Origin of the sequence: Flavonifractor sp. An91, from assembly GCF_002159225.1 — a bacterium.
GTDB classification, from domain to species: Bacteria; Bacillota; Clostridia; order Oscillospirales; family Oscillospiraceae; genus Flavonifractor; species Flavonifractor avicola.
In genome coordinates, this window is the sequence record NZ_NFHA01000002.1 from 49,506 (window position 1) to 63,196 (window position 13,691).

15 protein-coding genes are annotated in these 13,691 nt (G+C 54.5%); 14 read left to right on the top strand and 1 reads right to left on the bottom strand.

Features of this window, described 5'->3' with window-relative positions:
• The first annotated feature begins 56 nt into the window (after nucleotides 1–56).
• The 13 genes from B5G42_RS01955 to B5G42_RS02010 all read left to right on the top strand — a co-directional run bounded on the left by B5G42_RS01955 (nucleotide 57) and on the right by B5G42_RS02010 (nucleotide 11,892).
• Nucleotides 57–1,130: a DUF3849 domain-containing protein gene (locus tag B5G42_RS01955; RefSeq protein WP_087266161.1), complete on the top strand. Its 1,074-nt coding sequence runs from the start codon at nucleotides 57–59 to the stop codon at nucleotides 1,128–1,130.
• 2 nt (nucleotides 1,131–1,132) lie between these two features.
• Nucleotides 1,133–1,471, top strand: coding sequence for a plasmid mobilization protein (gene mobC, locus B5G42_RS01960; protein ID WP_087266163.1), 339 nt, complete (start codon nucleotides 1,133–1,135; stop codon nucleotides 1,469–1,471).
• A 113-nt stretch (nucleotides 1,472–1,584) separates the two neighbouring features.
• Nucleotides 1,585–1,896, top strand: a complete 312-nt coding sequence (locus B5G42_RS01965) for a hypothetical protein (RefSeq protein ID WP_087266165.1) — start codon at nucleotides 1,585–1,587, stop codon at nucleotides 1,894–1,896.
• Nucleotides 1,893–2,183 (top strand): CD1845 family protein, encoded by a 291-nt coding sequence (locus tag B5G42_RS01970; protein ID WP_087266167.1) that lies wholly within the window; start codon nucleotides 1,893–1,895, stop codon nucleotides 2,181–2,183. Before B5G42_RS01965 ends, B5G42_RS01970 begins: the two co-directional genes overlap by 4 nt.
• A gap of 68 nt (nucleotides 2,184–2,251) precedes the next feature.
• Nucleotides 2,252–3,658, top strand: a complete 1,407-nt coding sequence (locus B5G42_RS01975; RefSeq protein ID WP_087266169.1) for a relaxase/mobilization nuclease domain-containing protein — start codon at nucleotides 2,252–2,254, stop codon at nucleotides 3,656–3,658.
• 209 nt (nucleotides 3,659–3,867) lie between these two features.
• Complete coding sequence (locus tag B5G42_RS18055) at nucleotides 3,868–4,026, top strand: hypothetical protein (RefSeq protein WP_162611026.1); 159 nt, start codon at nucleotides 3,868–3,870, stop codon at nucleotides 4,024–4,026.
• Between the two features lie 84 nt (nucleotides 4,027–4,110).
• The gene (locus B5G42_RS01980; protein WP_087266171.1) at nucleotides 4,111–4,773 is read left to right on the top strand and encodes a response regulator transcription factor; all 663 of its coding nucleotides are present in this window, start codon (nucleotides 4,111–4,113) and stop codon (nucleotides 4,771–4,773) included.
• Nucleotides 4,761–6,008 carry a HAMP domain-containing sensor histidine kinase gene (locus B5G42_RS01985; protein WP_087266173.1) on the top strand — a complete coding sequence of 416 codons (1,248 nt, stop codon included), beginning with the start codon at nucleotides 4,761–4,763 and terminating at the stop codon, nucleotides 6,006–6,008. The genes B5G42_RS01980 and B5G42_RS01985 overlap by 13 nt, the downstream gene beginning before the upstream one ends.
• Before the next feature lie 60 nt (nucleotides 6,009–6,068).
• Nucleotides 6,069–7,064, top strand: coding sequence for a hypothetical protein (locus tag B5G42_RS01990; RefSeq protein WP_087266175.1), 996 nt, complete (start codon nucleotides 6,069–6,071; stop codon nucleotides 7,062–7,064).
• A 5-nt stretch (nucleotides 7,065–7,069) separates the two neighbouring features.
• Nucleotides 7,070–8,209, top strand: coding sequence for a hypothetical protein (locus B5G42_RS01995; RefSeq protein WP_087266177.1), 1,140 nt, complete (start codon nucleotides 7,070–7,072; stop codon nucleotides 8,207–8,209).
• A 10-nt stretch (nucleotides 8,210–8,219) separates the two neighbouring features.
• On the top strand, nucleotides 8,220–9,092 hold the full coding sequence (locus tag B5G42_RS02000) for an ABC transporter ATP-binding protein (protein ID WP_087266179.1): 873 nt from the start codon (nucleotides 8,220–8,222) through the stop codon (nucleotides 9,090–9,092).
• Entirely contained in the window at nucleotides 9,089–10,279 is a 1,191-nt protein-coding gene (locus B5G42_RS02005) for a hypothetical protein (protein WP_087266181.1), read from the top strand. The genes B5G42_RS02000 and B5G42_RS02005 overlap by 4 nt, the downstream gene beginning before the upstream one ends.
• Nucleotides 10,267–11,892, top strand: a complete 1,626-nt coding sequence (locus tag B5G42_RS02010; protein ID WP_087266183.1) for a hypothetical protein — start codon at nucleotides 10,267–10,269, stop codon at nucleotides 11,890–11,892. The genes B5G42_RS02005 and B5G42_RS02010 overlap by 13 nt, the downstream gene beginning before the upstream one ends.
• A 120-nt stretch (nucleotides 11,893–12,012) precedes the next feature.
• Here B5G42_RS02010 and B5G42_RS02015 read toward each other — a convergent pair whose 3' ends face one another.
• Nucleotides 12,013–12,348: a helix-turn-helix domain-containing protein gene (locus B5G42_RS02015; protein ID WP_087266185.1), complete on the bottom strand. Its 336-nt coding sequence runs from the start codon at nucleotides 12,346–12,348 to the stop codon at nucleotides 12,013–12,015.
• A gap of 496 nt (nucleotides 12,349–12,844) precedes the next feature.
• Between B5G42_RS02015 and B5G42_RS02020 the strand changes: the two genes are divergently transcribed.
• The gene (locus tag B5G42_RS02020) at nucleotides 12,845–13,336 is read left to right on the top strand and encodes a sigma-70 family RNA polymerase sigma factor (RefSeq protein ID WP_087266187.1); all 492 of its coding nucleotides are present in this window, start codon (nucleotides 12,845–12,847) and stop codon (nucleotides 13,334–13,336) included.
• Nucleotides 13,337–13,691 lie beyond the last annotated feature (355 nt).

Genomic DNA, 13,691 nt, shown 5'->3' on the forward strand with positions numbered 1-13,691 from the left:
AGCATTTTTGGCTCATTATACCATGCTGAAACTGATTTCGGAAGGAGTGTCTGACCATGAATCAAGAGGAAATGAACACACAGCTCTATGAAAAACTGGCCGCCGAGCAGACCAAGTACCGGGACTGGCTGATGGGCCAGCCCCCGGAGGAGATTTTGAACCACGCATACGAGTATGCCATCCGGGAGGACATTCTGGCGGCGGCGGAGCTTATGGATATGCCCCAGGCTCAGGCCGCCGCGCTGCTGGCCGTGCCTTCACCCATGGCGGCCATCTACGGGGAATGGAAGGACCGGGAGAGCCCCGACCTGGACCCGCTGCTGGACTGCATTTCAGACCGGGCCTATACCGCCCTCCAGGCCCAGCGGGAGCTGCCGGTGTACCGCTATCCCGGAGGCTATGCCCATGAGCACGGGGAGCTGGAGCAGTACCGTGCCTCCCGCAAGGCCAATATCGCCTGTGCGGAGGCCATTGACGCGGCTATCTCGGAGCACTACCGGAACGACCGCCTGGGACGGGAGGCCGTTTCCCAGGTGGCAGAGCAGTTTGGCTATGACCGGACACTCTACGTCCTCGCCAACACAGTACGCCACAAGGAGCATGACGGACGGATTTCCCTTGACAACAAGGCGTGGGCCAGGACCATCCCCGTCTTTGAGGACCCGGACGCCTGGGGACACGACCGCAACGTGGAGTTCGTGGTGGACGGGCACAATCCTGGCCTCGTTGATTTATTTATCAATGTGGCCCGGCATGAGTATCTGCTGACCCAGCCCCTCACCAAAGACGACATCCGTGCCGAGGCCGCCCGTATCCTCTCCGCCTTCCAGGCGGCGCGGGAGCCCAACAGCCCCAGCGGAACCCACTTCATGGTCCAGGTTTCCCCGGACTTCCTGGCCCGTGCAAACAGCAAGAACCGGAACCGGCTTGTCTCCATGCTGCCCTTCCGCTCCCTGTCTGTCTCCACGTTGGAGGGGCGAAAGGGCACCTATGCCCTGATAACCAAAGACGAGGATCGCACCCAGTCTCTGCGGCTGCGCAAGCCATCGGTGCGCAAAAAACTGAATGAGACCAGGGCCTCCGAGCCCAAGCTGCCCACCCCCGGCAGGCGGCAGGAACAGGAACGCTGACCATGGCGAAGCGGAAACGGGAGATTCAACTGAAATTCCGCGTCACCCCGGAGGAGCAGGCGCTGATCCATCAGAAGATGGAGCAGTACGGCACGGAGAACATGGCCGCCTATCTGCGCAAGATGGCCATTGACGGCTATGTGGTGCGGCTGGACCTGCCGGAGCTGCGGGAGCTGGTGTCCCTGCTGCGCCGGTCCAGCAACAACCTCAACCAGCTTACCAGACGGGTGCATGAGACCGGGCGCTTCTACGACGCCGACCTGGAGGATTTGCGGCAGAACTATGACCAGTTGTGGGAGGCCGCCCGGCACGTTCTTACGGGCCTTTCCAGGATCAAATAGCGGGGCAAAAAAATTCGCCGAAATTTTCGGCGAATTTCCGCATCGTTGCGGACAGGGGCGTTTCCCGGTATGATGGAACCAGAAAGAGGGACCGACGGAAGGACGTGATAGCCATGCTGACATTTGAAACGGTCCTGACGGTATTCCAGGCATATCTGGAAAAGGACCCGGCCTATGAGGTGGTCCAGACCAGCCGTGGCCTCACGGTGTTGGAGTGGAACCCGCCGGGGGATTCCTGGTGCGACGCACACCTGTGCCGGACCCCGGAGGAGCTGCGGGACACCCTGCTGGATTCCTACGCCAATTACCTGGAGTATGCGGAGCTGACCCAGGGGAAGCGGGACCTGACCCAGGCCGAGGCCCGGATGATTCAAGCCGCCCGGGATGTGATGCTGGAGCGGTGCCAAAAGGAGGACATTAAATGAGACTGCTGCTGAAATTGCTGGCCGCGCCGGTGGTGCTGGCCCTGGCCCTGTTCATCTGGATTGGCTTCCGGCTTTTATACTGTTCCGCTTTTCTCTTTGGCCTGGCCGGGACCATCGTGGGCCTGCTGGGGCTGGCGGTACTGGTGACCTACTCAGTCCAGAACGGCGTCATTCTTCTGGTGATCGCCTTCCTGGTCAGCCCGATGGGCCTGCCCATGGGGGCGGCGTGGCTGCTGGGCAAGCTACAGGACCTGCGCTATGCCATCCAGGATCGGGTGTATGGATAACAAACGAATTGCGCTGACAGAGAGGCGGCCCTGCGGGGCCGCTTCTCTTTTTTAAGGGGTGACAGATCATAGCGACTACACGCATCATCTCCATGCACATCAACAAGGGCCGAACCGTCGCCCAATGCCTCACCGACCGCACCAGCTACGCCAAGAACCCGGAGAAAACCCAGGGCGGCGAGCTGATTTCCTCCTTCGCCTGTGACCCGGCCACCGTGGACGCGGAGTTCCTGTTTGCCAAGCGGCAGTACCGGGCCGTTACCGGGCGGGACCAGAAAAATGATGTGATCGCCTATCAGGTGCGCCAATCCTTCAAGCCCGGCGAGGTCACGCCGGAGGAGGCCAACCGCATCGGCTATGAGTTCGCGGAGCGGTTCTTGAAAGGCAGGCACGCTTTCATCGTCGCCACCCACACCGACCGCCGCCACATCCACAATCACATCATCTGGAACTCCACCACCCTGGACTGCAAGGGCAAGTTCCGGGACTTCCGCCGCTCGGCCATGGCGGTGCGGAGGCTGAGTGATCTGGTCTGCCTGGAGCACCGGCTGTCCGTCATTGAGAACCCCAAGCGGGGCAGCCTGTCCTATGACAAGTGGCTGGAGAAGGAGGCCAAGCCCTCCCAGCGGGAGCAGCTCCGGCAGGCCATTGACGCCGCTCTGGAGGGCCGCCCGGCGGACCTGGAGGCCCTGCTGGCGCTGCTGGCCGGGGCCGGGGTCGAGGTCCAGCGCCGGGGCAAATCCATCTCCCTCCGAACCGAGACAGGCAAGAAATTCCTCCGCCTGGACCGGCTGGGAGAGGGCTATGGGGAAGCAGACCTGCGGGCCGTCCTGGCCGGTGAGAAGGAGCACAGGCCGGGCCGGAAGCAAGAGGTCCGGCGGCCTGAGCAGAGGGTCAGCCTGCTGGTGGACATCGAGGCCAAGCTGCGCTCCGGCAAGGGGGCCGGGTACGCCCGGTGGGTCAGCAAGTTCAATCTGAAGCAGACGGCACAGACCCTGGCTTACCTCAACCAGCACCAGCTTCTGGACTATCAGGTACTCTCTGAAAAGACGGCGGCGGCCACCGACCGCTATCACCAGCTGGGGGACAAAATCAAGGCGGCGGAGAAGCGCATGGCGGAGATCGCCGTGCTGCGCACTTACATCGTCAACTACGCCAAGACCCGTGAGGTCTATGTCGCCTACCGCAAGGCCGGGTATTCCAAGAAGTTCCGGGCCGAGCATGAGGCCGACATCCTGCTCCACCAGGCGGCCAAGCGGGCCTTTGACGAGCTGGCCGTCAAGAAGCTGCCCAAGATGAAGGACTTGCAGGCCGAGTATGCCGCCCTCCTGGCGGAGAAAAAGGCCGCCTACACGGACTACCGGAAGGCCCGCGATGAGATGCGGGAACTGCTGGCCGTCAAGGCCAACGTGGATCAGATCATGGGCCAGGATGAGCGCGGCAGCGCCCAGGAAAAAGAGCACGGCCAGCGGTGAGCTGACCGTGCTCTCATAGCGTCCACGGGACGCGCAGCCGCGCCGGATACGGTGCGTTCCGGGGGATTGGGGGGCTCCCCCAACAAGCATTTCGCAAAGTGGGTCCCGCTTTGCCCTGCTTGCCAATTTCTTAAAATGCGTGTGAACGTCAGATTGAGCGTTGTATTCCGTCTTGTTATAGGGACAAAAAAGATAAGGAGGCTTGTATTATGAACTTGAAAAGGCTCTATATCCAAACAATCCAACAGGTTATAAAACAAACAGACTCATACAAAATTGCTGTAAAGCAGAAAAAAGTACTTTTAGCGCATCAGAAATTGATTAAACCAGAACGAAACGATTTGAAAAACGAGAAAAGCTCTATATGAATTCATAAATGGGCCATTATAAAGAGTTTACTTGACTGTTTATAGACTTTTTCCTATTATGATACCAACGAGCGAGGTGAAACCATGAACTATACGATTATGGTCATAGATGATGAGCAGATGATTTTAGATATGCTGCGGGATCAGTTTGAAATGGAACAGTATCAAGTAATCACGGCAAAAAGCGGTGAGGAAGCCCTGCAAAAGTTGATCCAGCAGCCGGATATTATTCTGCTGGACATCAATATGCCGGGGATGGATGGCCTTGAGCTGTGCCGGGCAATCCGCGACCATGTGGCCTGCCCCATCCTATTCTTAACCGCCCGGATTGAGGAGGCGGACCGTGTCGCTGGTCTGCGGGCCGGTGGGGATGATTACATTTTGAAACCGTTCAGTCTTGTCGAACTGACTGCTCGGGTGGAGGCCCATCTGCGCAGGGAGAGCCGTATCCAGCAAAAAATCAGCGTCCGGGGCTTTGGAGACATTGTGGTGGACTACGCCGCAAGGACCGTCTCTCGAAATGGCCGGCCCATAGAACTTTCCAAGGTAGAATTTGATATAGTGGAACTGCTTTCTCTCCACCCTGGACAAGTGTTCAACCGGGAGGCAATTTATGAACAGGTGCGGGGTTTTGATGGCACCGCTGACAATACTGTGGTGAAGGAACACATCCGCCGCATCCGAAACAAACTGGGGGCGCAGTATATCGAAACAGTCTGGGGGTGCGGCTATAAATGGGTAAAATAAAACACTGGCTTCGCTCCATGCCTCTCCGCCGGGCTTTCGTATCACTTGTTCTTGTCATGGCGGTGCTTGTAGCAGGTATTTCGGCAGCGACCATTTTTACCTGTGTCAACGTGCAAAATCACATCTTGGAAAGTGTAACGGACTATCAGGTGCTGCCACCCCAGGAAACTGAGGATGAATATAACCTAGTGATTGCGGATGATGAACAGATTGTCCCGGGGGAAAATGGACAGCTTGTGATTTTATCCACGGAGTACCAAATCGCCAACTTGAGCGATACACAGCGGGTCGCCTACTATGCGGCAAAAGCAGCCGTGATCCTGGTGCCGACTTTGCTTTTCGTGCTTGGCACGATCTTCTGTGCCTGGATGTTTTATTCCATCAAACTGAAACAGCCGCTGTCATTACTCTTACAGAGCGCCGACCGCATATCGCAAAGCGACCTGGATTTTCGTTTGGACTATCCGGCTTCGGATGAAATGGGCGAGCTCTGTCGGGCTATGGACACCATGCGAGTCGCCCTCTTAAAAAATAATCAAGAGACCTGGGCTATGATGGAGGAGCGGCGCAAACTCAGCGCATCCATCGCCCATGACCTCCGTACCCCCATCACTGTGATGAAAGGATACACAGAATATCTCTCGCATAATGTCCCACTTGGACGCATCAGCGAGGACAAACTGCTGGACACGATCCACAATCTTTCCTTGGCAACGGAGCGGTTGGAGCAGTACGCAGACCAGGTGCGCGAAATACAGGCGATGGACGCTATCCCAGTGAAGCCAACAGCCTGCCCTTTGCGGGAATTTTTTGAGGAACAGGAGGACGAATACACCGTTTTGGCGCAGCGGCACCAGCTTCAATTCTCTATGGATATTAGTGGGGTCCCGGATTTTCAGGTCATGCTGGATGGGACCTTGGTACATCGCATGATCGACAATGTGATTTCTAATGCCCTGCGTTTCGCCCGCCGTGAGATCACATTAAAGGCCGGGTGGCAAGAAGGTCTGCTTACAATTCAAGTACATGATGATGGGAAGGGCTTTTCAGAAGAATCCCTCCGCTCCGCCACGAGGCCGTTTTACAAGGAAAATACGGAAAATGACCACTTCGGGCTTGGCCTCTCGATCTGCAACACCCTTTGCCAGAAACAAGGTGGAACGCTCTCTTTGAGCAATCGCAACGGGGCCTGCGTAGAAATGCAGATACAAGCAGAAAAAATTGATGCCGATTGACCAATCGTAGACCTTTTCCCATTATGCTCTCCTTATCCTACCGATAAGGAGAGTATTTTTATGCACAGATTTCTTTTTATTTCATTGGCACTTGTATGTTTGCTGGCTGGGTGCAGCGCGCCGCAGACCAGCGACCCAGCCACGGACGAATCGGACAACCTGGACGCCTATTTTGAGGAAGAACCAGCGGACAATGAGATGGGCTCTGCGGAATTTGGCCTGCAAGACCCGATGGACACGGTTTATACCTACGATGGTGAGTCTTTGGAAATTCCGTTCTCCATAACTGGCGCTTCTTCTGGAAAGACCACAGAGATTGGCGTCCTCCTATTTGTGGATGGGGTGGCCCAGCCCTATTCCGCAGTCTATGAGGATGGTACAGAGCTTGAGGAAAGCTATATGCAGGTCTTTAACCTGGACTATGAACAGCAGGAGAATTTCAACATGGTATTCCAGCCCGTGACAGGCAAAGCGGGAGAAACCGTCCCTGTTATGGCTGTCACCATTCTGGAACCCAGTTTTGTAGCAGAGGGGCCGGATAATCCGCGTTATGGCTTCCACCACCAGGAATCTGCAACCACATCCCGCCAGATTTCTTTTGTAGCAGACGCCCCCGCGCAGACATTGGCGACAGCCGGTACGGACTACAATGTGGTGGATCTGCCGCAGGACATATTAGATACCCTGGCCGCATGGGGTGCGACTGATAGCTTGGACACGACAGCAACCTTGTCCCTGGGTGTAGAAGATGGAAATTACATTCAGGCCGATGGGAAAACGGCAACGATTACTGTGCAACTCTACGGCGGGCCGGAGACGGATTTCAATATCACTCTGTTTATCAACCACCAGCCTGTCCAACTCAATGGAGCGGACTATCTCTCTGTTCGGACGGTGAAAAACCAGATGGTGGAAGCCACATTCCAGATTGATACCTCTGCACTTGGTACGCTGAACACAGTCTATGCCATTGCCGGTACCCCGGAAGATGGGGAGCTTGAAATCAACAATCCAGTTAAGACAGCATCTGTACTTTTGGTCAATGGGGAGGTTTGACGAACATGAAAAGAATCAGTATTTTACTTGCGCTTGCACTCAGTCTTTCTCTGCTTTCCGCCTGCGGGGGCAACGAACCGGCGGCAAGCACTGGAAATCCGTCCAGCGATCCCTCAGCGGACTCCCAGCAGGTTACTGACGAATCGGCGGAGCAGATAACCGGCATCGGGACCGATTTTCTCTCGCCGGAGTACGATTATACCACCAATGAGTTGAAACTGACCGACCTATCTACCGGCGGAGCAACAGCCACCTACGCTTTTGACGCCGCCCAAACGCCCCTGCTGACAGACAAGACCAGCCAGGGGGCCATCGTTATGCTGTCCAGCCAGACTGCGGCGGATGTGCAGGATACCGGCGGGGTCACGGTGATCTCCGGCGACAGTTCTGCGGAGACACTGTATTACTGGCTGTTCGATCAAAGCCTTAATCTGGTGAATACCTATGAATTGACGGACGAGGCATTGGTAAACGGGCTTTGGGGCTCTGTCTTTGCCGCCGCGCCGGATGGGAAATCCCTTGTATATGCGGAAGGCCCCAGTCTCTATCAATATATCTTTGACACGCAGGAATTGACCAAAATAACTCCCCCCATGAGTAAGACTGTTTATTTCGAGGCGGTCGGGTACAGTGACAGCGGGAGCTACTTGGCCTATTTTGGAAGTCTGGACGGGCAGGAAAACGCCACGGCCTACGGCTCGATTGATCTGAGCAATAACACAGCAACCATTTTTACTGCCGAAGGCTTTTCCGGTTCCATGCTCTCTGTAAACGGAGAATATGCCGCTGTTTCCGATACGATTCTGCCCGCCAGCATGGGCGGCGCAAAGCAGACCGGCTCTGTTCTCTTTTTGGACTTGGCTCAGCAGCAGGGAAAAGTAATCAGCGTGGAGAGTGGAGATGAAAGTGGGATCGCCGCTGTATCCGCAGACGGCCAGTATATTGTAACCTGTGCGGGTGGGGACAGCCCAAGCGGCACTCTGCGGGCCTATCAGGTCAGCGATGGCACGAAAGTTGCGGATGAAACCTATACGATGGATACAAACTGCAAGCCCTATGAGATTTGGGTCATTGGCCATTTCGCCTATGCAGCCCTGGGTACGGATGACGGCTATGCTCTCTCGCAGGCAGTGGAACTTCCGTGAGGAATATATGATGAAACTGGAACTTGAGCAAATCACAAAATATTATGGAAAATATCCCGCGCTCCAAAATGTTTCCGCTGCTCTGACAGAAGGGGTTTATGGATTGTTGGGGCCAAATGGAGCCGGCAAAACGACACTGATCAACATTTTGATTGGAATACTGCCTGCCAGTAGCGGCGTGATCCATCTGGACGGTGAAAACACCGTCCAGATGGGCGGGCGCTACTTCGACCAGATTGGCTATATGCCACAGTACCCTCAGTTCTATGCAAATTTTACCGTACAGGAATTTTTGGACTATATGTGTCAAGTAAAAGGGGTGGCAAACGTAAAAGAGAGCATCGACGCGGCCCTGGTTTTCGTCAACCTGGAGGAAAACCGCAGCAAGCGGATCGGGGCGCTGTCCGGTGGGATGCGGCAGCGGCTGGGGATCGCCCAGGCCATTCTGAACGACCCCAAACTGCTGGTGCTGGACGAGCCGACGGCGGGCCTTGACCCTGGTGAGCGGATTCGCTTCCGCAATCTCATTTCCCGTCTGGCCAAGGGGCGCATTATCCTTTTAGCTACCCATATTGTTTCCGATGTGGAATATATCGCCAAAGAGATCCTCCTGCTTCGGAGGGGTACACTGGTCATGCAGGGTACGCCCAGGGAACTGGAACAGAGCATCCAGGGGAAGGTGTGGGAGGTGTCGGCCAACGAGGCGGATATGGCCCTGATAGTGGACACCTACTGCGTGAGCAACATCAAGCAGCAGGACGGCTCCTATCTGCTGCGCATTGTAGATGACGGGAAACCGCTCCGGGGCGCAAGGCCGGTGCCCCCCAATCTGGACGACCTGTTCCTGCATACCTTCTTCCAGCCCAGTGAGGAACAGCCATGAGTTTTCTCTATTTGGAGGCAAGGAAAGGCATCCTGCGGCGCTATACGCTGATCGCGCTGGCGCTGTTCCTATGCCTGAATACGGTCAAAATCATCGCAGACTATCGCGCCGGCGAGATACGGCCTGTTGCGGCCAATACAAGTGGGATGCAGACAGGCTATAACACCATCTATGAGCGGATCAAAGGCCCCATTACAGAGGAAACCGTGCGCTTCCTCACGTCAGAGTACCAGCGGCTGGACGATTTGACGGCAGATGGCACATATAGCCGGGAACCGCAGGAGGGGACGTACAGCGGCTATATCTTTGGCGACTACTATCTGCTCCACAGCTATTTCTATCCCCACATGGAGTACAGTGTCAAATATTCCTCTGATATGGAGGAAATCCTGGCCCAGGCAAAAGAAAACGTGGTCTTCTATCAGGAGAGCGGAAATGTAGCGGGAGCGGCAGAAAATGCCTATATTCTCCAGCACTATGCAGACCGAGCGATCCCTGCGTTTTATCTGTATGACGGCTGGGAGACCCTGCTGTCCTATGACTTTTCCGATCTGCTGATCCTGCTTTTACTCATTTTGGCGGTAGCGCCCACATTCACGCGGGAGAGAGAAAATGGGATGACCCTGATCCTATCCTCCTGCAAGCGAGGCAGATGGCCTCTGCTCTTTTCCAAATGCGGCGCTGGAGTGATATTTGCCTGGATACTGACGATTCTGTTCGCCTTGGTAAACCTGCTGGTATTTGGGCTTTTGTGCGGCTTTGAAGGCTGGTCCAGCCCGCTCTATGCCATCGAGAGTTATCAATTTACACCATTCTCCGGCTCCATTTTGCTGTTCTATGGGTTGATGAGCGGGCTGAAAGCCATCGGTTTCAGTGTGACAGCACTTTTGCTGATTTTCCTGTCCGCCTGTTTCCAAAAATCACTTTATCCCTGTCTGATTGGATTGGGGCTCGGTGCGGCATTGAACTACTGCGCTGGCTGGGCGCTCTCCTCCGTGTGGTGGAAACAGGCTCTTTCCTGCATCAGCCCATTCACCTTGACCAGCGGCAGTAAACTACTGGAAAGCCTGTCCGGGGTGAGCATCGGCGGGGTATATTTGCTCCAGCTTCTTGTCGTTCTGATCGTTCAAGCTGTAATCGCGTGTCTGCTGGTCATAGCAATCAGGAGGAAATCATGCTGCAAGTAGAGTTAAAAAAGATATTGTTTCATCATAAAGGGCTTTTACTTCTTCTGATTGCTCTGGCGGCTTATGCAGTCTTTTGCATCGGCAGCGGCTACGACAGCAGTTATGTGATTGATCGGAACGAAGATACCTACCTGACCTACATGGACCGCTGGCAAGGCGAGGTAACAGAGGAAAAGGCGCAGGAGATGGAGACGGAATACGCAGAAGCCACCCGCTCCGATGACGGCAGAAAAGCCGCCTTCTTGACCATCTATAACCAGTATTACTACGCAAAAGAGGACCCCGCCCATCGCTTCCTGATGGATGAGCGGGGATGGGACACACTCCTGACCCACGATGGGGTGAATGTAATCCTGCTGTTGTTCCTGCTGGCGCTCTGTGTCCCAGTATTTTGTGGGGAATACCAGTGTGGGATGGCGCAGATCCTCCGCTCTTGCAGAAATGGCCGAGGGCGGCTGGCTGGAATCAAATTAGGCGTAATGGCGGCCCTGGCGGTTCTGGCGACGGCTCTGTTTCAGTTGGTGCAGTTTGTTGTTGTCTCCTTGTCGGTCGGCCTGGACGGAGCATCCTATCCGTTGCAAAGCCTGTCCTTTTTTGAAAATTCTCCCTACCTTATTTCCGTTGGGCAGGCGTATGGAATTGTAGTTTTGTCCAGGTGCTTGGGCGCTGCTTGGCTTGCTATCCTGATTGCCCTCCTTTCCATCCTGTTCCGGCAGACGGTACTGACTACGTTTTCCGGCATCGCGGTTTCTATCCTACCACATTTGATTGGCGGCAGCTTTCTCAAATATGTTCTTCCGCTTCCGGCGGGTCTGCTGGCCGGAACCGGCTATGTGTGGGGGACACTGACAGAGGTTGGATATGACGAGGACTGGAACTTGATTGATATAGTAACCTTTCCGGGCATCACACCGGAGCAGTTTGGATTTTTGGCGATTCTGTTCTTGGCAATCGTCTGTCTGCTGATTTGGCTCTGTCTCAGGTTTTATATTGGCAGGCGGAAGGCAATTTCTGCCCGCCCGGTCCTGACAGTGGTACTCATACTCTGTATGACCGTTTCATTGACTGGTTGCGGGCACAGCAATTCCAGTGAGATTACGCATGATTTTCTGGCCGATGCGTCCGAAGGAGAAAACAGCGCCTACACGGTAGAGCTTGATATGGTGGAGAACACCATCACTGCGACCAGCAAGGCCACAGGCGAGGCTATCCTGCTGACCCGTAATCCCTTTGGACAATCCGGGTCTATCTCCAGCATCTATGTTGACGAGGATGCCTGTTATTATGCCTCCAGCGGCGAGGTGGGGGATGGCTTTCAGATTTACCGAATCGACTTCAAGGATTTCTCCACACGGCTTTATTTCAGCACCGGCTCTGATAACACAGCGACCTTTTGGGGGCTGCTTGACCATGAACCGACAGTGGATGAACTGCTGGCAGATGTAGGCTCCATTACATCCTTTGTCGTAGACGGGAACTACATCTACTATCTGCAAGGAGGACGGCTCTATAAGGTATTCCGTTGGACGGGATACGAGATTGTAGTAGTCTCTGATACAACACAAATGCACAATCTGGAATATTGCAAGGGTAAGATTATATGCGATACATAAGGGAGAGCGCAAACATCTAAAGCATCAATTAGAAAGCATAAGACAGGCGACCATATTTAGGCCGCCTGTCTACTATGCTATCTGTATAGCTACTATCAGTTCATGTCTTGACCATTCTTCTCAAATGTTCTCAAATTCTTTTGCTATGGCTCGTGCCGCTGACATCATTACCCTCCGGCCCTGTTCCGGGCAGAAGCGATATAGTGTCCCAAGTTCGTTTATATTGTTCTGCTCGTCTGTACTATCTTGATAAAACAACGTATCAAAGGAAATCTTCAAAGCAGTTACCAAGGACAGGAGCACCTCAAAAGACGGGTTAATCTCCCCGTTCTCTATTTTTCCAATGTGGCGGACAGACACGCCCGATAGGTCAGACAGAGTTTCCTGTGTCATCTCTCGCTGATTTCTTGCGGTCCTTATGGCAGCTGCAAGCCGATCCAGAGACTTATCTGGCATGATTGTTCACCTCGATACCATTCTATCGTTCTGGAAGGAGGTTTTTAATCACCTAGTCTGACGGGTTAATCAGTATTATTATTCCGGTTTGTTTGTAATATACGCTTTCTGATGCCTGAGAGCTTATAAAAAAAACGGCAGCTCTCAGGAGGGTTTTGTGCGCCCAAAAGGACATAACTGCCGTAGGGAGGCAGTTATGTCCTTTTTTTACGGGATTCGATACGCGCCACACCCATATTCTTTAGGTGAGCGGTCAAAAAAATACCAGGGACCTTATCCTGGTATTATACCTATCAGCAGGAACGATTAGGCGGAAATAAACAGAAAAATCGTTCGTGCCCCAGGAAATGCGCCGGATGCCTTCGTGGGCAGTCCGGCGATGTTTTTTGTCGAGAAAAGCGGAAGCGTGTCAGTTCAGTCGGGTGTCGCTCCCCACCGACCTGTTTTGGCTTTTTGCGCCACCCCTGCGAAAAAGACTAAAATGGGAGGAATACTCATGTATGATCGCAAGAGTGACTACGCCTTGAACAAGCAAGATCGGGACGCCATTGTGTGTGGGAGCGTCACCGGCGTACATATCCGGCTGACCCGTTCTGACTTCGCCAGCGAGGAGGAATTTCAAAAGTGGAAAGCATGGTCTGACCGAGACTATCACACCACGGAGAAGGCCGGACGTGCCTATCACGACAATCGCCTGCCCCTGGAGGATTGGGCTGTCCCCAGCGCCCCCTCTGTGGAGGAACTTCTTCTGGATGCTACCAATACAACGGAGCAGGATGAGGTCAGGGATGCCCTTGTGCTGCGGATCAGAACTAGCTTGACGGAGAAGCAGTTCCGCCGCCTGTCCCTTTACTATCTGGAGGGCAGGAGTGAGCATGAGATTGCCAAGATGGAAGGGGTTGGTCAGCGCCGTATTTCCACCTCACTTACACGAGGCAGAAAAAATCTTGCAAAAATTTTTGAGAAAAGTGGGTGGAACAGGGGCTAAAATCAAGTCTTTTTTTGTGTTTAGTGAAGGGCGCGCTTTCCCTGCCGCCTTCTCTGTAAATTGAAAATTGAATACACGGTATTGCAGGCACAACCCCGCGTGAACAGCGACACAAGGAGCGCCGCCACGACAGCCAGCTTCAGGAGGTGATGGACAAGCTGGCCGAGCGATCAACGCAGTCCTTGGACCCGGTACAGGCACACCGGGCGCGACGACAGCGCGGACGCATAATGAGACTTTCGTAACGACCTCCCACATCAGAGGGGGAGCCCTGCGGCGCACGTTTCGAGCGACGCTGTGGAGCTATGACAGCCCTGCCAGGGGCGGCCTGCAATATCCCCTCCCGCTGGGGTGC

Excerpts from the sequence above, each read along its gene's own strand:
- B5G42_RS01970 (WP_087266167.1), top strand. The coding sequence starts at position 1,893 with ATGAGACTGCTGCTGAAATTGCTGGCCGCGCCGGTGGTGCTGGCCCTG.
- B5G42_RS01965 (WP_087266165.1), top strand. The coding sequence starts at position 1,585 with ATGCTGACATTTGAAACGGTCCTGACGGTATTCCAGGCATATCTGGAA.
- B5G42_RS01995 (WP_087266177.1), top strand. The coding sequence starts at position 7,070 with ATGAAAAGAATCAGTATTTTACTTGCGCTTGCACTCAGTCTTTCTCTG.
- B5G42_RS18055 (WP_162611026.1), top strand. The coding sequence starts at position 3,868 with ATGAACTTGAAAAGGCTCTATATCCAAACAATCCAACAGGTTATAAAA.
- B5G42_RS01955 (WP_087266161.1), top strand. The coding sequence starts at position 57 with ATGAATCAAGAGGAAATGAACACACAGCTCTATGAAAAACTGGCCGCC.
- B5G42_RS02005 (WP_087266181.1), top strand. The coding sequence starts at position 9,089 with ATGAGTTTTCTCTATTTGGAGGCAAGGAAAGGCATCCTGCGGCGCTAT.
- B5G42_RS02000 (WP_087266179.1), top strand. The coding sequence starts at position 8,220 with ATGAAACTGGAACTTGAGCAAATCACAAAATATTATGGAAAATATCCC.
- B5G42_RS02020 (WP_087266187.1), top strand. The coding sequence starts at position 12,845 with ATGTATGATCGCAAGAGTGACTACGCCTTGAACAAGCAAGATCGGGAC.
- B5G42_RS01985 (WP_087266173.1), top strand. The coding sequence starts at position 4,761 with ATGGGTAAAATAAAACACTGGCTTCGCTCCATGCCTCTCCGCCGGGCT.
- B5G42_RS02010 (WP_087266183.1), top strand. The coding sequence starts at position 10,267 with ATGCTGCAAGTAGAGTTAAAAAAGATATTGTTTCATCATAAAGGGCTT.
- mobC (WP_087266163.1), top strand. The coding sequence starts at position 1,133 with ATGGCGAAGCGGAAACGGGAGATTCAACTGAAATTCCGCGTCACCCCG.
- B5G42_RS01990 (WP_087266175.1), top strand. The coding sequence starts at position 6,069 with ATGCACAGATTTCTTTTTATTTCATTGGCACTTGTATGTTTGCTGGCT.
- B5G42_RS01980 (WP_087266171.1), top strand. The coding sequence starts at position 4,111 with ATGAACTATACGATTATGGTCATAGATGATGAGCAGATGATTTTAGAT.
- B5G42_RS02015 (WP_087266185.1), bottom strand. The coding sequence starts at position 12,348 with ATGCCAGATAAGTCTCTGGATCGGCTTGCAGCTGCCATAAGGACCGCA.